Annotated in this window: 16 protein-coding genes; 8 read left to right on the forward strand and 8 right to left on the reverse strand. The window is 32.4% G+C overall.

Annotation, left to right across the window (positions count from 1 at the left end; all coding sequences use genetic code 11):
• The first annotated feature begins 735 nt into the window (after positions 1–735).
• Positions 736–2154 (forward strand): hypothetical protein, encoded by a 1419-nt coding sequence (locus RCH18_RS14655; protein WP_326937518.1) that lies wholly within the window; start codon positions 736–738, stop codon positions 2152–2154.
• 84 nt (positions 2155–2238) lie between these two features.
• Here RCH18_RS14655 and RCH18_RS14660 read toward each other — a convergent pair whose 3' ends face one another.
• Positions 2239–3147, reverse strand: a complete 909-nt coding sequence (locus RCH18_RS14660; protein ID WP_326937519.1) for an SH3 domain-containing protein — start codon at positions 3145–3147, stop codon at positions 2239–2241.
• 281 nt (positions 3148–3428) lie between these two features.
• Here RCH18_RS14660 and RCH18_RS14665 point away from each other — a divergent pair, with 281 nt between their 5' ends.
• The 4 genes from RCH18_RS14665 (at position 3429) to RCH18_RS14680 (ending at position 14415) form a co-directional block, all read left to right on the forward strand.
• Positions 3429–3935 (forward strand): GNAT family N-acetyltransferase, encoded by a 507-nt coding sequence (locus RCH18_RS14665; protein WP_326937520.1) that lies wholly within the window; start codon positions 3429–3431, stop codon positions 3933–3935.
• Between the two features lie 1486 nt (positions 3936–5421).
• Positions 5422–11406 carry a DUF7507 domain-containing protein gene (locus RCH18_RS14670; protein WP_326937521.1) on the forward strand — a complete coding sequence of 1995 codons (5985 nt, stop codon included), beginning with the start codon at positions 5422–5424 and terminating at the stop codon, positions 11404–11406.
• A gap of 141 nt (positions 11407–11547) precedes the next feature.
• The gene (locus RCH18_RS14675; RefSeq protein ID WP_326937522.1) at positions 11548–12465 is read left to right on the forward strand and encodes a PorP/SprF family type IX secretion system membrane protein; all 918 of its coding nucleotides are present in this window, start codon (positions 11548–11550) and stop codon (positions 12463–12465) included.
• Between the two features lie 12 nt (positions 12466–12477).
• Positions 12478–14415 (forward strand): OmpA family protein, encoded by a 1938-nt coding sequence (locus tag RCH18_RS14680; RefSeq protein WP_326937523.1) that lies wholly within the window; start codon positions 12478–12480, stop codon positions 14413–14415.
• Between the two features lie 377 nt (positions 14416–14792).
• Here RCH18_RS14680 and RCH18_RS14685 read toward each other — a convergent pair whose 3' ends face one another.
• The 6 genes from RCH18_RS14685 to pyrR form a co-directional block, all read right to left on the reverse strand.
• Positions 14793–15296 carry a CAP domain-containing protein gene (locus RCH18_RS14685; protein WP_326937524.1) on the reverse strand — a complete coding sequence of 168 codons (504 nt, stop codon included), beginning with the start codon at positions 15294–15296 and terminating at the stop codon, positions 14793–14795.
• A gap of 167 nt (positions 15297–15463) precedes the next feature.
• Positions 15464–16108, reverse strand: a complete 645-nt coding sequence (gene pdxH, locus RCH18_RS14690) for a pyridoxamine 5'-phosphate oxidase (RefSeq protein WP_326937525.1) — start codon at positions 16106–16108, stop codon at positions 15464–15466.
• Between the two features lie 93 nt (positions 16109–16201).
• Positions 16202–17107 (reverse strand): ribonuclease Z, encoded by a 906-nt coding sequence (locus RCH18_RS14695; RefSeq protein WP_326937526.1) that lies wholly within the window; start codon positions 17105–17107, stop codon positions 16202–16204.
• A 41-nt stretch (positions 17108–17148) separates the two neighbouring features.
• Positions 17149–17481: a ribonuclease Z gene (locus tag RCH18_RS14700; protein ID WP_326937527.1), complete on the reverse strand. Its 333-nt coding sequence runs from the start codon at positions 17479–17481 to the stop codon at positions 17149–17151.
• Positions 17482–17554: 73 nt separating this feature from the next.
• Positions 17555–18481, reverse strand: coding sequence for an aspartate carbamoyltransferase catalytic subunit (locus tag RCH18_RS14705; protein ID WP_326937528.1), 927 nt, complete (start codon positions 18479–18481; stop codon positions 17555–17557).
• Between the two features lie 46 nt (positions 18482–18527).
• On the reverse strand, positions 18528–19067 hold the full coding sequence (pyrR, locus tag RCH18_RS14710; protein ID WP_326937529.1) for a bifunctional pyr operon transcriptional regulator/uracil phosphoribosyltransferase PyrR: 540 nt from the start codon (positions 19065–19067) through the stop codon (positions 18528–18530).
• 365 nt (positions 19068–19432) lie between these two features.
• Between pyrR and RCH18_RS14715 the strand changes: the two genes are divergently transcribed.
• On the forward strand, positions 19433–19606 hold the full coding sequence (locus tag RCH18_RS14715; protein ID WP_326937530.1) for a hypothetical protein: 174 nt from the start codon (positions 19433–19435) through the stop codon (positions 19604–19606).
• Between the two features lie 86 nt (positions 19607–19692).
• On the opposite strand, the gene RCH18_RS14720 is transcribed toward RCH18_RS14715, so the two are convergent.
• The gene (locus RCH18_RS14720; protein ID WP_326937532.1) at positions 19693–22200 is read right to left on the reverse strand and encodes a M14 family zinc carboxypeptidase; all 2508 of its coding nucleotides are present in this window, start codon (positions 22198–22200) and stop codon (positions 19693–19695) included.
• A gap of 235 nt (positions 22201–22435) precedes the next feature.
• Here RCH18_RS14720 and RCH18_RS14725 point away from each other — a divergent pair, with 235 nt between their 5' ends.
• Positions 22436–23863, forward strand: a complete 1428-nt coding sequence (locus RCH18_RS14725) for an L-serine ammonia-lyase (RefSeq protein ID WP_326937533.1) — start codon at positions 22436–22438, stop codon at positions 23861–23863.
• 503 nt (positions 23864–24366) lie between these two features.
• On the forward strand, positions 24367–25410 hold the full coding sequence (locus tag RCH18_RS14730; protein ID WP_326937534.1) for a tyrosine-type recombinase/integrase: 1044 nt from the start codon (positions 24367–24369) through the stop codon (positions 25408–25410).
• Positions 25411–25507: the final 97 nt, after the last annotated feature.

The following is a 25507-nucleotide window of genomic DNA, read 5'->3' on the forward strand; positions in this document are numbered from 1 at the left end:
ATTTAACTCCTAGCAAAACTCCTAATCCATCTAATTCCATACCCCAAAATTAGCTAAGTTTTTAATAATCCACTAATTTAAGCGAAGAACCAATTATTTTCTAAAAGTTTAAAAATAAAAATGCAAAATCCTCAGTATAATTTTCTACAAAAAGAAAATGTGTAATGAGGATTTTACTTTTGTAAAATAAAAATTAAATATCTTATCATTTCAGTTCCTATTTTTGTTTACAATGGTTCTTCGGATAGAAAAATTGTGTTATTTAGCCTTGATAGTAGCGACATCCTTTATGCTTGGCGTTCAAGCATAAAGATATAGCGAATAGCAAGACGGCATATAATGAAAAACCAAGATCGTGTGCTTCTTAAAACACAAATAACAATCAAGAATGATCAAATATTTAAGCTACAAAAGTTTACTGTAAATGTTGAAATACAAATAAACTATTAGCAATAATTCTCGCATTGTTTTTAAAGAATATATTTTGTTTTACGGCATTGATTTAAAGGTAAATTATGACTACTTTTGCAAAACTAAATAAGTTGTTTTTTACATTTCTCGAATGATTTAAAAATCCAATTTATCTCACAAAAAAAAACAAATCTTTAAATATAAATATATTTTTGAATTCTAATCAACTGAAATTCAGAGATTGCCTTTTTATTTTTAGACAAACTACCTGATAAAGTAGCTTCCCATATCAACTTAATTTATTAAAAAAGGAGAAAAAATTGTATGACGAATCATAGCATGAATGATGTTAGTTTTGAAATTGAATTATTAGACAAACACAAAGAGTATATCAATCAATATAAATCCAATGATTTTTATTGGGGAGTTGGTATCGAAAATGAATGTTATTTGGAGTTTGACAAACCTCGTAAGGTGGACAAGCAATTTTTATTGACAAAGGGACTGCCTGAAAAGTACAGCGTCAACCATTTTAAAAATTATAAGGAAAATGTATTCCAAAATTCGTTACAAAAAACATTAACGGATCAAGATTATTACATTCCCGTTTTGATGAATTCGCATTCTTTCACTAAAACAGATGTCAATAATGAGCATGAAACGCTAGATGCCATTGATAAAGTACCTAATCCGAGTTATTCTGGTGAAAGCATTTTTGATAAAATACAGAGAAACAATAGCTATTTTGTGAATCAACTTCAAAAGAAATTTATTTTTGATGGAGATACTATAGAGTTTGTGACACAAGATTTTTATAAGAAAGATGTTGATTCCGTTATTGGTGAATTAGCTAAAATTAAGAATGAGTTTACCTCCAACTTGCAAAAAGCAATGAAAGAAGAGGAAATATTTGCAGAATTTGGAACAATAAAAATTTGCTCTGAGAATCATCCTTTTGCGATATTTGTATCTAATAATAATCATTATTCTGTTTTTAATAATATGACCTATCATTTTAATTTAACTATTCCAACAGAGTTAAACACTAAGGGAGAAATTAAAGATAAAATAGATTTTATACAAAAACATCAACGTACGATTCGGTTATTTCAATGGTTGAGTCCATTGTTTATGATTAAATTTGGATCGTCTGAATATTTATCACATCAAGATGCTAGTGTAAATTTGACAAAGGCTTCGCAGCGTTGTGCTATGTCAAGATATATTGGTGTGGGTACGTATGATACTGATGTGATGAAGACCGGAAAAATTGTACAGATGGATTTTACAGCACATCCAATGCATGATAATCCGATGTGGTGGGTGAATCGATATTCAGCCATATCCGATTACGAACAGATTGATAAAATAGGTTTGGATATTAATTTTCACAAACATAAAAATCACGGAATTGAGTTTAGAATGTTTGATTATTTTGAAGAAAAATATTTAAAGGAAGTTTTGCAATTTTTAATTTTCATCATGGATCATGCTTTAATGATTGAAGTTGACAATCCTATTTGTAATTTAGAGTGGAACAATTTTACCTTTGAATCAATTATTCACGGTAAAGAAACTGTGGTACCACAAGACTTTATATTGATTTTAGAAAAGATTTTACATATCGAAATCGAGTCAGATGATCCCATTGAAATTTACAACCAGATCTACCTAACTTTCCATGACACGTATTATGAAAACGGATTTTGTAGTTCGTTACTAATTAAGAAAGACATTTTGTAAACTAAATACGCTTAATAAAAAAAGACTTTTTGAAGGATCTAAATTCCTTCAAAAAGTCTTTTTTTTATAAAAATAAAATATATGTTAATCGTGGTAATAGAAAATGGCTGACGAATATCCTTTTTCAGGATCTTGATTTGCCCACCAATCTTTTCGCTCTTCGGCAAAATAGTTATAATTGTCATATCCTGCCTGTGATTGTAATGGGTAAATCACTTTTCCATTTTCACGAAAAGCTTGGTGATTATCCGTCTCTGGAACCACCACCACTATATGACCTGATTTATCAATTATAAATCGTTTGGCTGAAATTATACCTATGCCACCATTATCGTTTATTTTTCTTTGTAACGTATCTACGTCATCAATACGTTGCCATCCAAAATCAGGCGAAGATGTAATAAACCAGTCATAAAGATAATTAGAATAAAATGGCCTAACGGTATCATCAAAAACCAGTGGAACTTCTTCTCCTATTTCTAATGCGATGAGTGCTTTATCAGTCCATCTTAACCTGGGGATATAAACCCTATTAAAATAACAAAAATCAAAAGTGTAAATGTTACAATAGGTATCAGACTCATCTTTTTGATATCTGAAACTATTTGAAACATCTAAAATATCAATTATTTTCTTTATTGATGCTAGTTTGGACTCAACGCTACTCAAATCTCTAAATGGTATTATGGGATCACCTATCGGCTTATAAGTTTCTATTTTAGAATCTAAAGTAGATAATACACTCGGTTCAAAATTAGGAATCTCAATATCAGAATTTTTTAATAAACTAAAGTCAAAAATTTCTAAATCATTAGCACTTATAAATCCTTCCTTATCGGTATGCAAAAGTTTTACTTTCCACCAATTTGATTCAGTTTTCTCAATTAATTTAACGGTATGTCTAAACGGAATTTTAGCTAAAACGGTAGAATTATTCATTGTCGGCGGGAAATCGGTGAGATCTGCTGACAAAGTTGACACTCTATATTTCATAAGAATCTAATTTAACTTCGGAATTTTATGAAGCCAAATTACTAAAAAACAAGCTAAAATACGTTACAAATACGTTATATAATTATAATATTATTTAATATAAATTTATAAATAACTGATTTTTATAACGTTAATACAAATTTTCCATTTTATAAAAAATTTAAAAATCAGTTTTAATATCATATTATCAGAAATACTTTAATATAGCTACAGAAGAAATAAATAGATTTTGACAATATTTATTTACATTTGTTGCTAATATAATAACCAATTTTATCTCAATGATTACAATAGCAACCGAAAAAGATAGTAGCTCATTAAATAAATTAATCAATTCAGCTTACCGCGGAGAATCATCAAAAAAAGGATGGACTACAGAAGCATATTTGTTAGAAGGACTCCGAACAACAGAGCAAGAATTAAAAGGTATTATTTCATCTGAGAAAAATACAATATTGAAATTTATTGAGAGTAATGCTTTGATAGGTTGTGTTTTATTAATTGAAAAACAAGAACAACTTTACTTGGGAATGTTAACGGTATCTCCAGATTTACAAAACAGCGGTATTGGTAAAAAGTTGTTACAACACGCTGAGGTATTTTCCACAGAAAGAGGATTATCTAAAATTGTTATGACCGTAATTTCTGTTAGAAGTGAGCTTATATCTTGGTATAAAAGAAATGGTTATCGAGACACAGGATTAAGAGAATCTTTCCCAGCTGATGGTATACATATTTCAATTTCTGAGCAACCACTGGAATTTATCGTTATGGAAAAATTATTGTAGTAACATTTTTTTTAGTAAATATTCAAAGGGTTTTTTTTTAATTTAGTTTGGTTTAATGTTGTAGCTATTACAGCTAAAAATCTCACTAAAAATATACTGTACTATTTTTTATTTATAAATATTGCATTTTAGGTACAATTTCATAGCATACCCTTTAGCATTTTAGTCCAACGTTTTAGCACCTTGCTTTTAACTGCAGAAGTATCCATAAGCAAAAGAATTTTAAGTAAAAGCTACATTATTCCATGCGCTACTCATGGTAAATTTTCATTTTTTAATTTCTCATTATAACCCAATAAAATAGTAGTTGAAAGAATTTGGTCTAATTATGTGCCTATTTATATCAATTGAAAATTATTTTTTGATAGGTAAACATTTTTATTTTCATGTTTTTATAATTTTATAAATCAGTTTATAAACTTCAATTTTTTAGATGCTTGCGTTATATGTTTTTTTTACGCCATTTAATTGATATTGTTTAAAGTGGTAAAAATTACAAATAATTAACCAAAAAATTAAATAGCACGCGCACTTTGACCTTTCTGTTATTGTATAAAAAGCTTCTATAATAATAACAAATCTTCTGATTTCTTCAATTATTATTTATTCAAAACGTAAAGATAATTTAAAGTATTAGAGCCTAAAATGAGTACTTAAACGAGTATCTAAGTAGTTCATAGAAAATACAAACACACAATTGTATTATTTAATAATTTCGATTTATTATTAGTTCTAGCCCAGAATCTATAGTAAATACTTAATCAAGGAAATATGTTAACTAGTATCCAAAATCACTTTGTTTACCTACGGACAATAAATCGAAATACGCAAAAAGTCTCCTTGATAGCTAATGGGAAAAATCCTTATTCCATCTATAAACTGGTTTTGGTAACTAACAATACACTACTTATTAGAAATTTTTTATTTTATAATAATAATTATAAAAAAAAGTTTAGCTCCCTCCTATTCTCTCAAATTATTACAAAGATTGTTAGCATTTATAATGCATTAGCAAACAAATTTCTTTCCACAAAAAATGAAAGCATAGTAAGTAATCAAACCGCTATAAGATTTATAAAAAGTAAAAAAATTATCATATTTCTTAGTAATAATTATGATTCTTTTAATTTATCAAAATTTATAAAAGTAAAAATGTTTGCATTATTAAATTACAGTACCGCTATTTCAATAATAGATTCACTTATAAAATCACTGCATAATTATAAATCAAATTTATTGATAAAATCTATAGGCACTTCGCCTAAATTTTTTTTAAAAAAAGAAAAAATATGACCGCTACAATCAACATAATTTATAGGTAATACTATTAATAATATTAAATAAAAGATTTTACAATTTCAAAACCATAAGCATTGCACTAATCAATATTTTTTTTACTGATCAATTAATAAATTAAAATTTGAGCATATCAATAACACATAAAATACAAGCAGTTAAGAATAAAAAATTATTAAAAATATATATTATGAAGAATATTTACTTTCAAACCATAAATTTAAAATTACTTTATGTGCTAATCATAAATTTACTCTTTTTAGTAAGTTTTCATAAAGTGAACGCGCAAGTATGTGGAACACCTGGAGTGGATGGACCAGTAAATATTTCACAAGCTATAAACACGTATTATCCCATTTTACTGGGTGAGCCTACTCTTAATGTAGGAGCTCAAGCCATACAACTTGGGGCTGTACCACTTGTAGATGCTTATGGTAACGATTTTGGTACTGTCCCAATTTCAGCCGGAGATTTAGTACTTATAATACAAATGCAAGATGCTGAAATAAATTATAATGATTCATCACTTTATGGATCGGGGATTTTCAATTCTTTTTCAGATCAGAAAGGTGGTACTGGATTTACAAATATTGGCAACACAGGAATATTTGAATATGTTATTGCCACTAATAGTGTACCACTGACAGGTGGAAATCTAACATTTAAAGGCACAGGTCCAGGAGGTGGAGTTAAAAATAATTTTTTTAATGCTATGCCTACAACAACGCGTGGTAAAAGAACTTTCCAAATTGTTAGATTACCGCAATACTCTAATTTAGTTTTAGCCACTAATATTACCACTCCTCCATTCAACGGAGTTGTAGGAGGAGTTATAGCATTTAATGTTTCTGGTACTTTTGATTTTAATGGAAAAACAATTGATGGAAGCGCCAGAGGATTTAGAGGAGGATTTAGCCCTGTGGCTGAATCGCTTTTAAATAATTCAATTACTTATCTTGGTGATGCTTCTAATTTTGAAGTATCTGGAAAAGGCGAAGGTATTGCTGGAACACCTAGATTTATGTGGGATGGTTATAATCAAGTCGATAACTTAGTTGAAGGTATGCCAGGAGGTTCGGCCGGACGCGGCGCGCCAGGTAATGCTGGTGGCGGCGGTAATGATCACAACGCAGGTGGCGGTGGTGGCGGAAATGGAGGTTATGGAGGTTTAGGTGGCAAAGGCTGGCAGCGAGGTGAAGGAGATATCAGTCCTTTGACCGGCGCGGGAAGACCTGGATTTAAATCTTTCTTGACCACTAATCCATTATTAAACACAATTGTTATGGGCGGCGGTGGCGGTGCTGGTGATGCTAATAATGCTTTAAATGGAGTAAAAGGAGGAGTTGGTGGCGCTATTATTATAATAAATGCAGGTAATATAACAGGAACTGGATTTATAAAAGCAAATGGTGGAAATGGTGCTGCTGGTATTTTTGGAACCAGCCCTGATGGAGCTGGAGGCGGAGGAGCTGGAGGTAGCGTTTTGTTAAATGCACCCGGAAATAGTAATGCCGTTATTACAATTTATGCTAACGGCGGAAATGGAGGAAATACTGAAAGAGATGCTTTAAATGAGCATGGTCCGGGCGGCGGCGGCGGCGGCGGTATCATTAGATATAATACAGTTGGTGCAACTATCATCTCCAATGTTACAAAAGGTTTAGCAGGTAATACTAATGATGGCGGAGTAGATACCATCACTCATGGAGCTATTGATGGCACCAATGGCTATATTGCGGCGTTTATCACTAGCGATCTGCCTATTGATTTGCAAATTAATTCAAATTGCTTTCCAGTTCTTGAAACTAATGTAGTGTCATTAACTAAATCTTTATGCAATATAATTGATGGTGAAGTAGTCTATGAAATTGAAATAAAAAATACAGGTAATGGTAGTGCATCTGCTGTAGCACTCGACTTCCTTTTTCCAGTTGGTATTGAATTTTTATCTGCCTCAGCAAGCTATACTACTGGAGCTACAGGACCTTCTGGAACTTTGAGTTATACAAATACTCCCGCAAATCCATTATTTGGCGGATTCAATATCCCTTTAAACGGAGTTGTAACTATAACTTTAAAAGGAAAAATAACTTCTGCACTAATAACAGGTCTTAAAAGCGTTCAAGCTCAAGTTTTATACCTTGATCCGACAAGAACAATCTTAAATCCATTTAGAAAAATCACACCATACGCAAACTCTTTTGGTATGGTCAATAGCACCTATGAAAGTGATAGTTCAACCTCTGTACCAGGGATGAATTTTAATGGTTTACCATCAACTAACAATACGGATGATATTGCAATTTCAGCTTTGCCTTTTGCCCCATTATTTGAGGTTATTCAGCCAAGTTGTGCTATACTAACTGGTACAATTAAAGTAATAAATACCATTGCTGGCGATGGAAGTGTTTATTCATTAATTGGAATTACTCCATCTACATCAGCAATAAATAATTCAACTGGAATATTTGAGGGATTAGCAGCAGGAGTTTATCAATTAACGTCTACTAATTCGTTTGGATGCATATCATTTCCAACATCAAATATTGTATTAAATTTTGTTCAAGATGCACCTACTACTACCTCTGTTTCAATTTGTGCTGGTGGCACGGGAACTTTAAAAGCAGTAGGTTGTACAACTGATGTGAATTGGTACACACAAGCCACAGGTGGAATACCAATATTTACTGGCGCATCATTTAATCCAGTATTAGTTTTAAATTCAGGTCTATTAAATACGGATACACCTGGTACAATAACTTATTACGCGGAATGCGTAGGCGGGACTGGTTGTAGATCAGCTGCAAATTTTGTAATCAATGCAATTCCTACCATTTTATCTACAACTGCAGGAGCAAGTTGCGGTTCAGGCTCAGTGACGTTATCAGCTTCAGTATCTGGAGGAACGATTAGTTGGTATGATGTAGCAACTGGCGGGGAAGTTTTATCAACCGGTGGTAATTATACAACACCCGCTCTATCTTCAGATAAAATTTATTATGTTCAAGTAACTGCAAATGGTTGTACATCAGAGAGAACTGCAGTCACTGCGGTTATAAATACAATTCCAACTATAATAAGTACTCAACCAAATGAGAGATGTGGTTCTGGTATTGTTGAACTTAAAGCAATTGCTTCTGCGGGAGTAATTAATTGGTATGCAAATGCACAAGGAGGAACTTCATTAGGAACAGGAAATAGTTTTACGACACCAAATATTTCAATTACTACTACTTATTATGTTGATGCAACAGAGAATGGATGTACATCAACATCAAGGATTGCGGTTGCAGCAACTTTAAATATACCTTCAACTATCGTGTTAACAAGTGGTTCTCAAAATCAGTCCATTTGCGCAGCTTCAACAATTATAAATAATATCTATACATTTAGCGGTAGTGCTACATCAGTAGTGGTTTCCAATTTACCTACCGGTTTAATATCAACAATCAACAATGTTGGGAAAACAGTTACGATAAGTGGTATACCCACAGAATCTGGTACATATACTATCTCTACCGTCGGCAATGCTGGATCATGCATATCGGCTACAATAGAAGGTGTAATTACTTTAATTAACAATAATACAGTTGGAGTTGCATCATCTTCTCCAGTTCTTTGTGTCAACACTCAACTTTTAAACATAACACACAGCACTACTGGAGCAACTGCAATTGGTAGCGCCATGGGTTTACCTAATGGAGTAATAGCATTATTTGAATCAAATACTATTACTATTAGTGGTGTTCCAACCACTGCAGGTACCTATAATTATTCAATCCCTTTAATTGGTGGATGCGGCGAAATAATGGCTAAAGGCATTATTACTGTTATTGAAATTCCACAAGCACCAATAGCAATCAATCAAACAGTTTGCAGTGATGGATCACCAACGCAGACCTTAACAGCTACAGCCACTGGAGACCAAATCACTTGGTATACAGATCAAGTTAATGGAACGCTTGTCACCTCTCCAACGTTACAAGGTATTGGTACGATTACATATTATGCTCAAGCGTCTAATGGTACTTGCTCGAGTTTAACACGAACTCCTTTTGTATTGACAATAAATAATCTTCCCGTAGTTGCAATTGCAAATACTAATGGTTTGACATTAAATTGTAACACTCAAAATACAGTATTAACCGCAAGCGGTGGAACGAGTTATTTATGGTCAACAGGTGAAACAACGGCTTCAATCACTGTCACAACTGCTGGAACATTTACAGTAACTGCTAAAAACGCTAATGGTTGTACTGCTCAGGCTAGTGTTACTACGACAATGGATGCTATAGCGCCTTTACTTTCACTTGAATCCAAAACTAATATTTTGTGTTTTGGTGGCAACAACGGGGCTATAAATATAAATGTTACGGTAGGTCAAGGGCCATATTCTTATTTATGGACAAAAAATGATAGTATTTATTCAACTACCAAGAATTTAGATAAACTAGTAGCTGGATCCTATAAATTAATTGTTACTAGCGCTAATGGATGTAAATCAGATGAATTGGTTGTAGTAATAAATCAACCTGTAAGTGCTGTAACCGCTACCGCAAACATTACAAATAACAATAATTGCATCAATTGCAATACTGGTTCAATAACACAAACGGTTACAGGTGGTACAGCTCCATATAGATATTTATGGTCAAATGGTGCAACAACCAAAGATGTAATAAATTTAGCGACAGGACTTTATACCGTAACCATCACTGATACTAATGGTTGTGTTGGTAATTATTCTTATACCATAACTGAATCAGGTATAGCCTTAGTGAAAGTGGCTTCAATACAAGGTACAGGTGTTGTGGGCGATGTTATCAATTATTTTTTCATAGTTACAAATACTGGTAATACAACTCTTAGAAATATTATTGTAAAAGATACCATGAGAGGATTGCAAATTAATGGAAATCCAATTGTTTTGTTAGATGCAGGTCAATCAAGTTCTAGTATTACAGGCACATATATCATAACGCAAGCTGATGTTGATGCTGGAATAGTGACTAATACAGCGATAGTTACTGCACTAGACCCAGATGAAAAAAGTGTTAGTGATGTTTCAGGAACTGAAATAAATAACGATACGCCTACTGTAGTTCCATTAAAACAGTTAGGCAGTATAGTTATTACAAAAGATGGTGTCTACAATGATGATAACAAAGATGGCTTAACAAATGTAGGCGATAAAATAAATTATAAATTTACTGTAACTAACACGGGTAATGTCACTTTAACTAATGTTACTGTTACTGATTTACTGCCAGGGTTAATACTTTTAGGAAATCCAATAACATTAGAAAAAGGTGTATCTAATTCTACTGCTTTTACAGCTGTATATACTATCACACAAGCTGATATCGATAAAGGAGCAGTTTATAATATTGCTACTGTAACAGGAACAACACCAGTTAAAGATAAAGTTACTGCTACATCAACTAGCACAGTCCCTTGTACAAATTGTACACCTAAACCTGATTGCTTGGATTGTACGATCACTCTATTGACTCAAACTCCGAAAATAGAAGTGGTAAAAAGAGCTACCACAACCAATTATAGTTTAGTGGGAGATATAATAAGTTATACTATTGAAGTTAAAAATACAGGAAATGTAACACTCTATAATATTATCGTAACTGATCCATTAACTACTTTAAATACAGCTATTCCAAGTCTTGCACCAAGTATGAGTATAACATTTAATGAAAATTATACTATTACAAAAGCTGATTTAGTAAATAACACAGTGGTCAATACGGCAAGTGCAAAAGGAGTGACTATTGATAATAAAATAGTTAGTGATACAGATACTGCTGAAGTTGAAAAGTCATTAGTCTTAGGTTGTGGAGATATAGTAGTTCATAATGCTTTCTCACCAAATGGTGATGCAATTAATGATGTTTTTATTATTGACAACATCGGTAACACTGCTTGTTACCCTGAAAATACGGTAGAAATTTATAATCGCTGGGGAGTTTTAGTTTTTGAAACAAAAAATTACAATAATCAAAGCAATAATTTCGAAGGTATTTCACGAGGTCGAACAACGGTTAGTCAATCTTCTGGACTACCAACTGGTACTTACTTTTATATATTGAATTATACATCGGTAGATCTAAATGGTGATATTCAAACTAATAAAGAAGATGGCTTTTTATATTTAACAAGATAATTTAAGTCTAAAAAATCCTGAGGTACTGAGTATCTCAGGATTAAATAAAACAAAATTAAGACGCAGTTGCATTAGTAAATTCAAAGTTCTAATTGCACTACAGAATTTAATAATGAGAATTTAATCACAATAAAAAATACTATGAGAACAAAAATATTTTTAATCATTGTAATCTTAACAGCTTATATAGGCAATGCGCAGCAAGATGCACAATATACGCAGTATATGTATAATACAATCAGTATAAATCCAGCGTATGCAGGATCTAGAGGAGCAATGAGCATTTTTGGAATGCATAGGACACAATGGGTGGGACTAGATGGTGCTCCTGTTACTAATGTAGCTTCTATACATACTCCTTTAAATAATAGTAATTTAGGATTAGGAATTTCATTTGTGAATGATCGCATTGGATTAATAAATGAAAATACTATTTCTGCTGATTTATCTTATACTATTGTTGGATCTGGTAATTACAAGCTTTCTTTTGGTATGAAAGCCTCTGCTAATCTATTCAATTTAGATATTACTAAGGCAAATCCGGTAGATCCCTTCCCTATAGATCCCTCAATGCAAAACATTAATAACGATTTTTCCCCTAATATTGGCGCTGGTTTATATCTTCATTCCGATAAAGCGTATGTAGGATTCTCCATTCCAAATTTTATTGAATCCAATCGATATGATGACAATGAGCGTCGAATTTTTAAAGATAAAATAAACTATTATTTAATGGCGGGTTACGTTTTTGACTTGAGTGATGATGTAAAATTTAAGCCTGCTGCTCTTTCTAAATTAGTACAAGGTGCACCACTACAAGTAGATGTTTCCGGTAACATGATGTTCTATGAAAAATTCACAGTTGGAGTTGCTTATAGATGGAGTGCCGCTTTAAGCGCCATGGTTGGTTTTCAAGTTTCTGATGGTATGTATATTGGCTATGGATATGACCGTGAAACCACCAGATTAAAAAATTATAATTCTGGCTCACATGAAATATTTTTACGATATGAAATATTTAAAAATAATGACAAAATATCAACGCCACGTTTCTTCTAAAAATCACTCATTATGAAAAACATTATCTTGTATACCGCATTAATGCTTACTTTATCCATTGCTGCTTATTCCCAGCAAGCAAAGATTTATAATGCTAACAATCAATATGATAATTTGGCCTATATTGACGCTATAAAGACGTATGAGAAAATAGCTAATAAAGGTTATAAATCAGAGGATATTTATAAGAAATTAGCAAACTCTTATTATTTTAATGCAGATTTGGAAAACGCTGCAAAATGGTACACGCAATTATTTGAAATGAACAGCGCTACTTTAGAATCTGAATATTATTTTAGATATGCTCACTCGTTAAGAGCAATTGGAGATAATAAAAAAGCTAATGACATATTAATAATTATCGCTAACAAAGAAGCAAATGATAGCCGTGCGAAACTTTTTATTAAAAATGTAAATTATCTAGATGCTATTAAAGCTAATTCTGGACGTTATAAAATTGAAGATGCAGGTATAAATTCGATCTATTCAGACTATGGATCAGCATTGTACAAAGACCAAATCATATTCGCGACAGCGAGAGATACAGGAGGTTTAAGCCAAAGAAAGCATAAATGGACTAATCAATATTTTACCAATTTATATTCGGCTACATTAGCTCAAAATATGACTCCATACGAACCTAAAAAATTCAATTCAAATATAAATTCTAAATTTAATGAATCCACACCCACATTTTCAAAAGATGGACAAACGATATATTTCACTAGGAACAATTATTTAGATGGTAAAAAAGGAAAAGATGGTGATAAAATTACCTTAATAAAAATTTATCGAGCAACATTAGTAAATGGTGACTGGAATGACATAACTGAACTTCCATTTAATAATGATAACTATAGTACAGCTCATCCTACTGTAAGTCATGATGGGAATACACTTTATTTTGCATCTGATATGCCTGGAACTTTAGGAAATTCAGATTTATTTAAGGTAAAAATAAATGGTGATGGAACTTATGGAGTACCTGAAAATTTAGGAAATACTATTAATACTGAAGGGCGAGAAACTTTTCCTTTTATAAGCGACGATAACGAATTGTATTTTGCAAGCGATGGTCATCCTGGTGTAGGAGGTTTGGACGTTTTTGTAGCAACCGCTGAATCTGACGGTTTCTTTAAAAATATTCAAAATTTAGGTTCAGATATAAATTCACCTCAAGATGACTTTGCTTACTTAATTGATACCAATTCTAGAAGAGGTTTTTTTACTTCAAATAGAGATGGAGGAATGGGTTATGATGATGTCTATAAATTTTTAGAGACAAGAAAAATTGTTTGTGAGCAAGTTCTATATGGTGAAATCACTGATTTTAATACTGGCAAAAATATTCCTAATGCTAAATTAACATTACTTGATAAACAATATAAGGAAATCAGCACCACTACCTCAGATGATCAAGGAAATTATACTTTTAAAGTTAATTGTGGCAAGGAGTATTATGTGAGAGTACAAAAAGAAGAATATACAGCTACCGAAAAAAAGGTTATTGTAGCTGATGAAAATGGTCGTACTTATCTTCCTATTACATTAGAAAATGCTAAATGTGTTGTAACTGTAGGTGATGATTTAGGTAAATGTTTTAATATTAAAATGATTTATTTTAATCTGGATAAGTCGAATATTAGAAAAGAAGCCGCAATTGATTTAGAAAAAATATTAGATGTTCTTATTTCGAATCCAACAATGAAATTGGACATTAGATCTCACACTGACAGTAGACAAACGCATGCTTATAATAAAGCATTATCTGACAGAAGAGCTAAATCAACCATCGAATGGTTGGTAAAAAATGGAGTCAATAAAAACAGACTTACTGGAAAAGGCTATGGTGAAACACAATTAGTTAATAAGTGTACCAATAATGTAAAATGCACCGAGGAAGAACATCAACTAAACAGAAGAAGCGAATTTATTATTACTGCTTTATAATTATAAAGTAGTCATTATATAATTTTTGCGACTTAGTTTACTTTTAAGTTATAACAATGACTTATGGTGCCATTTTTTCACGATGAACCTTTCAAACAGCTCAAAAAAAGCTTTAATCGATGCATCTGAACTGGTAAGTTTTCGACTCCGTTAAAGATGATAAAAAATAGGATTTGAGGACATTTTCGCATACCTCCAAGCCCTTTTTTTTTAATATAAATTTGTGCTATTATAGTGTAGCTATATCTTATTATCAAAAAATTAAAGTGCTCCTTTCTATGAAACATAAATTTGATAAATATTACAAAATGATCATTAAATATAAAAGGCTGTCCTTCGGGGGGAAGACAGCCTTTTAACCAAAAAAAAAACTAAACTTAAATTTTTGCAAATATGTTGGTAAAATATTTTTTCTTATTCACTGGATCTTCTCTGATCGCTAAGCCAAAATGTGTAAAATTACCTTCAATATTAACTTTGTGTCCAGGACTGGCTAGCCAGGCTTTCAGAACTAATTCTGGAGTGTTGAAATTATAAGCTATATTTTCACCTACTGTTTTAGCACCCAATATTTTTTTTATATTTTCGGAACGAGCCATGAAATCATTATGGTTGACTACATTATTTGCAATCATATAATTATCATGTTCTTCTGATTTATGAGATATATGATTAATTATTTCTAAGCGATTTAAGCCTAAACTGACTCTATGAACGTTAATCAATTCCATAGTTTGTAACTCAATTGAGTTATATGAATATTCTACAATTTTCGAATCTTTTATTTGAACTACTTCAGTATTGGAATCATCTTTAGTACATGATTGCATGGTGCACATTAATGCAACTAGCATAAAAGCGCTAACTAATCCTAATCTCATAATTTAGTAGTTTAAGTTTAATAAAGTAGATTGTGGGGCAAAAAACTTTAATAAAGATTTCTTATGTCTTGATTATTAGATCAAACATAATTATTTTATCGTTAAACTACCAAAAAAAATCGATGAACTACATCATATATTTTTACTTATAGGCCTTTTCTTAATTATTATGGAGAAAGTCTATCTATTTTCCAAGAAAAATCTTCTTGAACTGTATATTTTATTCTATCATGTAATCTATTAGGTCTTCCCTGCCAAAACTCTACCTCTAACGGACTTACCATAAATCCTCCCCAATATGCTGGTCTTGGAATTGCTGAACCTTCATATTGTTTTTCAAGTTTTGTCAATTTATTTTCTAAAAAGGCCCTCGACGGGATAATTTCACTCTGATTAGAAACGATTGCTCCTAGCTTACTTCCATCAGGTCTACTGTCAAAATAATTATCGGAAATAGCTGCTTCAATTTTGTTAGCCGTTCCTTTTACAATCACTTGCCTTTCCATATTATGCCAAAAAAATGATAAACATACATTTGGGTTTGCAGCAATTGCTTTTCCTTTTTCTGAATTGTAATTGGTGTAAAAAATAAAACCTTCTTCGGTAAACTTTTTCAGTAATACTACTCTGGATTTAGGAAAACCATCTAATCCTATTGTAGCTACAGTCATAGCATTAACTTCGCTAACTCCGCCATAATCCTCCACTTCATGAAACCATTTATTAAAAAGATTAATTGGATCTTCAGGAATGGTAGATTCTAATAATTCACTTTTATCGTAAGATTTTCTGTAATTGCTTAAATCATTCATAATTTTATATTTAAATGTTGTTATAGGATAAATTGGAAGTTGTGCAAATTTTAAATTTGGATAGAACTTCTAGGTATTAATTAAAATAGGAATTTATAGTTCAAATATTTTTCCATCATCCGCTAAATAACTTTCTGGAAAAACAGTTTTCGCTTCCTCTTGAAACAAGCTAATGTTTTCATATCGAGTAGAATAATGTCCTAAAATTAGTTGCTTTGCATTTGCTTTTAGCGCTATGGTGGCCGCTTCAACCGCCGTTGAATGTAATGTTAGTTTGGCAAGAGCTTCTTCTGTTTGTAAAAAAGTAGATTCGTGATACAAAACATCCACATTTTCTATAAGTGGAATGATAGCTTCGTCATAAACAGTATCCGAACAAAAAGCATAACTTTTAGCTGCAATTGGGTCAAAAGTCAATTCATGATTTGGAATTACACGATTATCCTCTAGGACAATATCTTTGCCATTTTTAATATTTTGAAAATAGCAAGAATTTATTTGATAAGCCTCTACTGCTGCTACATTAAGTTTACGAGCTCCTAATTTCTCTTGGAATAAAAAACCATTTGTGTACACACGATGTTTTAATGGAATGGTGGAAACGCTTACCGTTTTATTCTCAAAAATAATTTCGGTTGAATCGGATTCTAGTTCATGAAAAAACAGTTCATAATTTGTCCAAGATTTAGAAAGCCTTAATTGCAAAACAATTATTTCTTTAATCCCTTTTGGACCATAAATATGTAAATCAGTGGTTCTCTTAAGTAATGAGAATGTAGAGATTAGCCCTATCAAACCAAAAAAATGATCACCGTGTAGATGAGAAATAAAAATATGATTAATTTTAAAGAACTTAATTTTATTTTTACGCAGTGCTACTTGGGTTCCTTCGCCACAGTCGATTAAAAAATATTTATTTTTAATTTCTAAAAGTTGCGAAGTCGGATTAGTAAACGTTCGCGGTGTAGCTGCATAGCAACCTAATATTGTTAATTTCAATTTTTGAATTTTATGTTAACAAAGTATTTAATGTAATATGTTTAAATACCTAAATCTCTCTCAATTTCTTCCATATCAATAATATCATTTGCCTCTACAAGGGTAGGAACAACTGTCAATTTTTTAGGTGTATCATTATAATCGATATTAGCTGCAACTATAACAAAAGATTTCTTTACTTTTTTATGCTTTTTAGATAAATATAAAAAGGATTTAATATCATCCATTGTCAGATCATTATGATCTAAAAGATCCATAATTAAATTATGATTTTTAAAAGTTTTGTATTCATGAGTCACTTTCATCAAAAAAGAAGTTACATCACCTTTTACATCTTTAAGAATCATCGTTTGGTTATTTTGATCGATTTCCATTTTTCTATATTTACGAGATTACAGTGAATCATTTAAATCACTAGAATAGCTAATCTACAATTTTTTCTTTGATTTATTGAATCTTTGAAGCTAATAAGTAAATAACAGCCATCCTAATAGCAACTCCGTTTTCAACCTGATTTAAGATTACTGATTGCTTTGAATCGGCTACCTCACTTGTTATTTCAACGCCTCTGTTTATAGGTCCAGGATGCATGATTATAATTTCTTTACTTAAGGAATCTAGTAGTGGTTTATCTACACCATATTGTTGTGCGTACTCTCTTGTTGAGGGAAAGTAATTCACATCCATACGTTCATTTTGTACCCGTAACATATTAGCGACATCGCACCATTCTAATGCTTTTCTTAAATTAGATTCTACCGTTACTCCCAGCGATTCAATATATCTTGGAATAAGTGTTTTAGGTCCACACACTTTCACTTCAGCGCCTTGCAATTGCAACGCATAAATATTAGACAAAGCAACTCTAGAATGCAAAACATCACCCACAATAACTACTTTTTTTCCAGCTACTTCCCCTAATTTTTCTCTTATAGAATAACTGTCTAAGAGCGCTTGTGTAGGATGTTCATGAGCGCCATCGCCAGCATTTACAATACTAGCCTTGACATTTTTAGACAAAAAATAAGCTGCTCCTGGATTAGCATGGCGCATAACTACCATATCTACTTTCATTGACAGGATATTATTGACCGTATCGATCAATGTTTCCCCTTTTTTGACAGAGGATTGCGCTGCCGAAAAACTAATTACATCAGCGGATAATCGTTTTTGAGCTAATTCAAAAGATAATTTTGTTCTGGTGCTATTTTCAAAAAAAATATTAGCAATGGTAATATCTCGTAATGACGGTACTTTTTTTATGGGTCTATTAATGACTTCTTTAAAATGATCGGCTGTTTCAAATATTAAGTCAATATCGTTTCTATTAATATATTTTATACCTAATAAATGATTTACGCTTAATTCTTTCATTTTTGTTTCCAATTGTTAGTTTGTAATATGTACCGTTTTCTAGCTTTTAGCTTGTAATAAGATACACTCCATCTTGCCCATCATTTTCAATCCAACTTACTTTTACTTTTTCATTATTGATAGCATCTACTTGTCTGCCACGATAATCAGGTTGTATGGGTAAATTGCGACTAAAACGTCTATCAATTAATACTAATAGCTCAATTTCTGATGGTCTTCCAAAAGATTGAATAGCCGTCAAGGCTGATCTTATGCTTCGCCCAGTAAACAAAACATCATCGATAAAAATCACTTTTTTATTTTCTACGATAAAATTAATTTTGGTTTTATTAGCCTCTAATGGTTTATCCGTTCTACGAAAATCATCTCTAAAAAAAGTAATATCTAAATAACCTAATTTAATTTCAGGAGTGAGATATACATTTTCTAAAATTTGTTTTATACGTTCAGCTAAATAAACGCCGCGAGGTTGAATTCCAACTAAAATAGTATCCGAAAAATCAGCGTGTTTTTCGATTATTTGACAAGCCAAACGATGTAATATGATAGTAACTTCTTTTGCAGTAAGTAACACTTTTTGACTCATAATAATTTTTATTCTTTGGTCTCGCAAATATAGGAATTTCAATTTATGAATTTATAATTAAAATAAGACAAATAAAAATAGCGCTATTCTAATTTGCGAAATTAGAAAATAAATTTCCACATAAAGATCGTGGCATTACAACTTTCTTACCACTTTTATACTAATTTAAAATAGCTACTATTATAGGAAATTATTCTACTGTAACTGATCTATTCTTTAAATAAATAGTTGCTAAATACACCTAAAAATTAAAATTAACACGCTAAAATAATTGCGTTCGAATTTCATAATAATCGATAAAAATTATGTAAGATGATCTAAACGCTATTAAAGTAATTTTATAATCGAACTAAAACTAAATAATCATGCAAAAACATTTAACTCGACTTTTAATGCTTTTTATAGTATTAATTTCATTTTCAAGCTGTTCAGTAATCGAAGGTATATTTAAAGCTGGAATCGGTGTAGGTATTTTTATGGTGGTTGCTATAATCGCCATTGTTATTTTTGCGATCAGCAAGCTTTTCGGAAGAAAATAAAAAGGGCTACCCACTTCCAAATTATTTTGGAAAGGCATAAAAAAAGAGCACTCCAAGTGCTCTTTTTTTATAACTATATTTAAAATCTAATTCACTAAAAACAATGCATTGCTAAAAAGCAGAATTCCATTTTCCCAAAACCCTCTAAATAAAGGATTATCGACCATATAAATAACAGAACCGTTTCCTTTACTTTCAACTGCAAAACTCATGGTATTCTCCATTTTCTTTTTGACATCATTGCCTATAAATCCATAACTTTTATAATTTTTTGGAACATAAGCAATATTTACAGCCTCTTTTAATAGAGAATATTTTTTACTATCAGTCTTTAAACTAAAATAGTTATCGCCTAACCCAAACGACATCGGATGTGATTTATTTAAAGTATTTTCAACCACCGCGCCAGGAATCGATTTTGAGATTTCTCTTCTTTCAATTCCTTCAAAATCTAAAAAGCGCTCTTTTAAAACCACTGCTTCCGATTCTTTTTCGGCCGCTAATTTCTCTTCATCAGAGGCAAATGGTGTTAAAGCATATCCTTCTTTACCATCAAAAACCGAAAGGGCACCATTTATAGCAATTACTTTTCCACCATCTTTAATCCATGCGCTAATCTTTTTATGTTGATCTTCAGAAAACTCATAGTCGCCATCAGCAAGAATCAATGTATTATAACTGTTTAGTTTAATTCTATTAAAATTGTTCACCTCCACTACACTCACCGGATGACCAACTGTTTCTTGCAAATAAAACCAAGTCGCTCCAAACTCAGTTGAACTCACCCCTTTTCCCGAAAGCAACACTACTTTTGGCGCCTTTAATAAATTAAAATTTTCTCCTCCTGCATCTCTAGCGTTAACAGAGTAACCCGTGGTTATGTAATTATAATCAGCTTTAATTTTTATCATCTCAGCGATCGTTTTTTCAAAATCGATCACTTTAGGATTATCAGCTTTGGTCACCATTAACCCACCTGCTTCCACTATGACATCGCCAAAAATGGCTTTCTTCATCGCTGATCTTACCTTTATATTATTTTGATGCAATGTTGATAAAACCTGAGCTGATATTCTATTATTCCATGGGATATGAAACGCATACACATTTTGAGGAACACTTTTTTCTTGAATTGTAATAGCCGCTTTAGTACTAAATGCTAAACTATTTTTTAACGCATATCCTTCTACACCATAAGCTAGAGGCAGCGCCCAAGCCGTAATATCATAAGATAAACTATCATTTAGTTTTTGATTAGGTTCAAAAAGCACCTGTGTAAAAACTGCTTTTGGTTGATCTACTTTTACAATTAAGTCATTTGGCTCAATCGAAAAACTCTTGTCTAATTTGGTGCTATAATTAAAACCAGTTGCTTTAATAGTAGCATCGGCGTAACTAAATTCTATTTTGTTCTTCTTTAATAATTCCGCTAATTGAATCAATTTTGGATTATTTTTTAGAACATACATTTTATAATTTCCTTTTACCGTTTTTCGAGAATTATTCATAAATCCTCTAAAACCTTTTAGTAAAACATCAGCCTGAGCAGCTGCTGATTCTACCACAGTAAGTACAGCGGTGGCATGATGATCAATTCTATCTTGTATAGTCAAAGTACCGCCATTACTTAATGAGACCGCTCTACCCGCTCCTATTCCTCCCTGTTCTATTGTCATTCCTACCGCTCCATTGTATGCAGGATAGGTATCGCCATAACTTGGATAAAACAAATCAAAACGCTCGCTAGTATTATACAACCATTTTTGAGCGTCAAATTTTTTCGAAATATTAGTGCCTAAAACACTATGAAAATCCCTTTGATACTTTTCAATATATTCATGAATAGGTTCTGCTGATGGCGGGAAAAAATAAGGCGAATCATAACCTTGTTCATGCACATCAGTATGCACTTGCGGCATCCACTCATTGTATAATGCAACACGTTGCTGACTTTCTGGCTGTGTTTGCCAAGCCCAATCTCTATTTAAATCAAAAATATTATGATTGAATCGTCCACCAGGCCACACTTCCATGTGTTCTCTATCAGATAATTCAGGATGTGTCTTTTTACCTGAAATTTCTCGTAGCCAGTTTCCATATCTCGAATAACCATCCGGATTGAGACAAGGATCTAGAATTACAACAGTGTTTTCTAACCATTTTTTGGTTTCGGCATTTTTAGGGTTTACTAATTCGTAGGCCACAGTCATGGCACTTTCGGTACCAGCAATTTCATTGCCATGAACATTAAAACTCAACCACACAATGACCTTGTCGCCAATAGTTTGATTTCCGTTTTTGGATAATCCAATGGCGGCCAAATTATTATTTCTTATTTGCTCTAAATTAGCCAAATTCTCTGGGCTCGATACAAAGAAAACATTCAAATCCCTTTGCTCCGGCGTTACTCCATATTTTTGGTGTTTGATATAATTGGATTTTTCTGTTAAATACTTAAAATAGTTTTCAACCTGATGGTAGTGCGATATTTGCTTTCCATAGCTAGGCAAGAACTCTGCAGGACTTTGCACCTGTGCGTTGCCGATAATGGCCAAAGAAAAAATTAGGCATAAAGAGAGAAATGTTTTTTTCATTTTATTATGAGGTTAGTTATGCTGTAAAAATAGCATTAAAACCAATGGTGTACAAGAGATTAAAAAGATCAATATTAAATTATTTTCGCAACAATAAATAATAGCAAACCATTGATTATTGCAGAATAGTAAAATTTAAGCATAAAAATTATAGATCAAATAATAATCTCTATCATATCATTCATATCCTAATAACATTCTACTATATTTGCCCATAACAAAAAGTACTTAAAAGATGGAAGAATGTATTTCAGTTTTTGATATGCTAAAAATAGGTGTCGGACCTTCGAGTTCGCATACACTTGGCCCTTGGAGAGCCGCTGAACGTTTTCTCGAAGAATTAAGAAATCAAAACTTGCTTGAAACGATAAATAGAGTTCAAATAGATCTATACGGCTCGCTTTCCTTAACAGGTAAAGGACATGCTACAGATCTGGCTGTTATGTTAGGACTTAGTGGTCAAGATCCAGAGTATATTCCTATTGAAAACATTGATAAAATTATAAAGTCGATACAATCTAAAAATGAAATCAATTTAGGAAACGAAAAGACCATTGCGTTTCACTTTCTTCAAGACATTGTTTTCAATAGAAATTTCCTTAGTTATCATGCTAACGGATTGACATTTACAGCCTTTATGCTTGATAATAGTAGTTACGAATCTACCTTTTATTCTATAGGCGGCGGATTTGTAATCAAAGAAGAGCGGGCAAATGCCAAAGAAAAAATCCAAATAAAATGCGCTTTTCCTTATCCTATTGACAAGGCCGCGGAATTATTAGATTACTGTGTTCACGAGAATAAATCCATCTCAGAAATCGTTTTTGAAAACGAAAAATCAATGCGCACGCAAGCCAATATTGATCATGAGCTAACGCGTATTTGGAATACTATGCTTGAGTGTATGTACATAGGATGCCATTCGGAAGGGATTCTTCCTGGCGGATTAAATGTGCGTCGCCGCGCTTTTGACATGCACCAAAACCTGATTGGCTTAGCTAATTACAACTCGCCACAAACTTGGCTTGAGGAAATTAGAAAAACAGAAGTGAAATTCCGCCAAATCCTTAAATGGGTGTCCTGTTTTGCCCTTGCAGTCAATGAAGTCAATGCCGCTTTAGGCCGAGTAGTAACCGCTCCTACTAATGGAAGTGCGGGTGTGATTCCATCCGTTTTAATGTATTATCTAGTGATTGAAAATCACAATGCAGGACTTAAAGAAATCAAACAATTCCTATTAGTAGCCGGAGAAATAGGTAGTATTTTCAAGAAAGGTTCAACCATTTCAGCAGCAATGGGCGGATGTCAGGCCGAAATAGGTGTGTCGTCAGCAATGGCTGCTGCTGCCTTATGCGAACTCATGGGTGGAACTCCAGCGCAAGTTCTAATGGCGGCCGAAATCGCTATGGAGCATCACTTAGGTTTAACCTGCGACCCTATAGGTGGTTTAGTTCAAATTCCCTGTATTGAACGAAACACCATGGGAGCGATAAAGGCCATCAATGCTGCCGAATTAGCGCTAGAAACCGATCCTAAAAACGCTAAAGTTCCACTTGATAAAGTAATAGATACGATGTGGCAAACCGCTAAAGACATGAATAATAAATACAAAGAAACCTCAGAAGGCGGACTTGCAATAGCCGTAAACATGGCCGATTGTTGATGATTAACTAGGCTCATAATCTATAAATTCCTAAATCTTAAGTCTAAGCTCTTAATTCTTAATACTACAACCCTACTACTTGATACTAAAATCTTAAATCTACAATCTAAATTCATTATGGCGTATCCCCGCTTTCACTACCGTTTCAGCGGGGTCAGGCTATTCGCTACAATCTTTTTTTTTATTGCGCTATCGCTTCATAAATAAAAAAGGATTTTCACTACTATCCTTTACGCAAAAGCATTCCTAATAATGCAAATTGTGTTTTAAATTTACTGTTTTGTTTCTTGTCAAATCGAGCCCTTCGTCTGCACGCAGGACAAGCTTTTAGTCAAGATTATATAGGGCTTTTAAAAAGGGTTTCGACTGCGCTCAACCATACAAAAAACAAACAACCTTTTACAATATATTCAAAGACGAACTAGTATACCTAGAATTTTCTGATTTCAAAAAGTCTTTCAAGACAAAATATAATTATCTTTAAGCCACTAAATCAATTCATTATGATCTGGACGGCCAAATTGATAAAACACAATAACGAAAACAGAATTGCAATACAATTTGAAAAAAACGACAGACTAATCCAGCGGATAAAAGAATTTGACGATGCAAGATGGAGTGCCCAAAAAATGGTTTGGCATCTACCCGACACCATAGAAAACCGAATCCGATTTAAAATAGCGCCACAATCCAATAGTCTTCCCTCATCCGAAGGAGTTGAACAAATCGAAAAATTCAAACAATGGTTGCGTTCCAAACGGTATAGCCAAAGCACGGTTGTGACCTACAGCGAAGCTTTAAAATCCTTTATGGTATTTTACAGAGAAAAGCCAATTGCCGACATTACTAATGAAGATGTAATTGTGTATAACAATGAACACATTTTAAAAAATAATCTTTCAGCTTCGTATCAAAATCAAATCGTTAACGCTATTAAATTGTTTTTCCAAACCATTCGCGAAACCAAAATGATGGTTGACAAAATTCACCGACCAAAGCGTTCCAAAGTTTTACCTAATGTTCTAAGTAAAGAAGAGGTAAAATTAATATTAGAAGCACATAGCAACATAAAACACAAAATGATGTTATGCCTAATGTACAGTTGTGGATTAAGATGTGGCGAGTTATTAGCCTTAAAACCATTAAACATCGATTCTAAAAGAAATATCATTTTGCTAAAAAACTCAAAAGGAAAAAAAGACAGAATAGTTCCATTAAGTCCGAAAATACTTAACATGTTGCGAGACTATTACATCCTATACAAACCAAAAACCTTTTTGTTTGAAGGACAAATTATAGGTAATCAGTATGATGCCAGAAGTTTGCAACTAATCCTAAAACAAGCAATTTCAAAAGTAAAGATCCAAAAGCCAGTTACATTGCATTGGTTACGTCACAGTTATGCTACCCATTTACTAGAAAGTGGCACCGATTTAAGATATATTCAAGAATTATTAGGACACAATAGCAGCAAAACAACTGAAATATACACTCATGTAAGCACCAAAAGTATTCAACAAATAAAAAGTCCCTTTGATGATTTGTAGAGAAAAAAACGTTAGTTTTGAAATTGTAATAAAGCGAAACAAACATTCGCCAATCTATCCACATTTGGGTGTATATGCGAAGGTTTGTTTCGCATAT

Origin of the sequence: Flavobacterium sp. PL11 (assembly GCF_035985025.1) — a bacterium.
Classification (GTDB): domain Bacteria; phylum Bacteroidota; class Bacteroidia; order Flavobacteriales; family Flavobacteriaceae; genus Flavobacterium.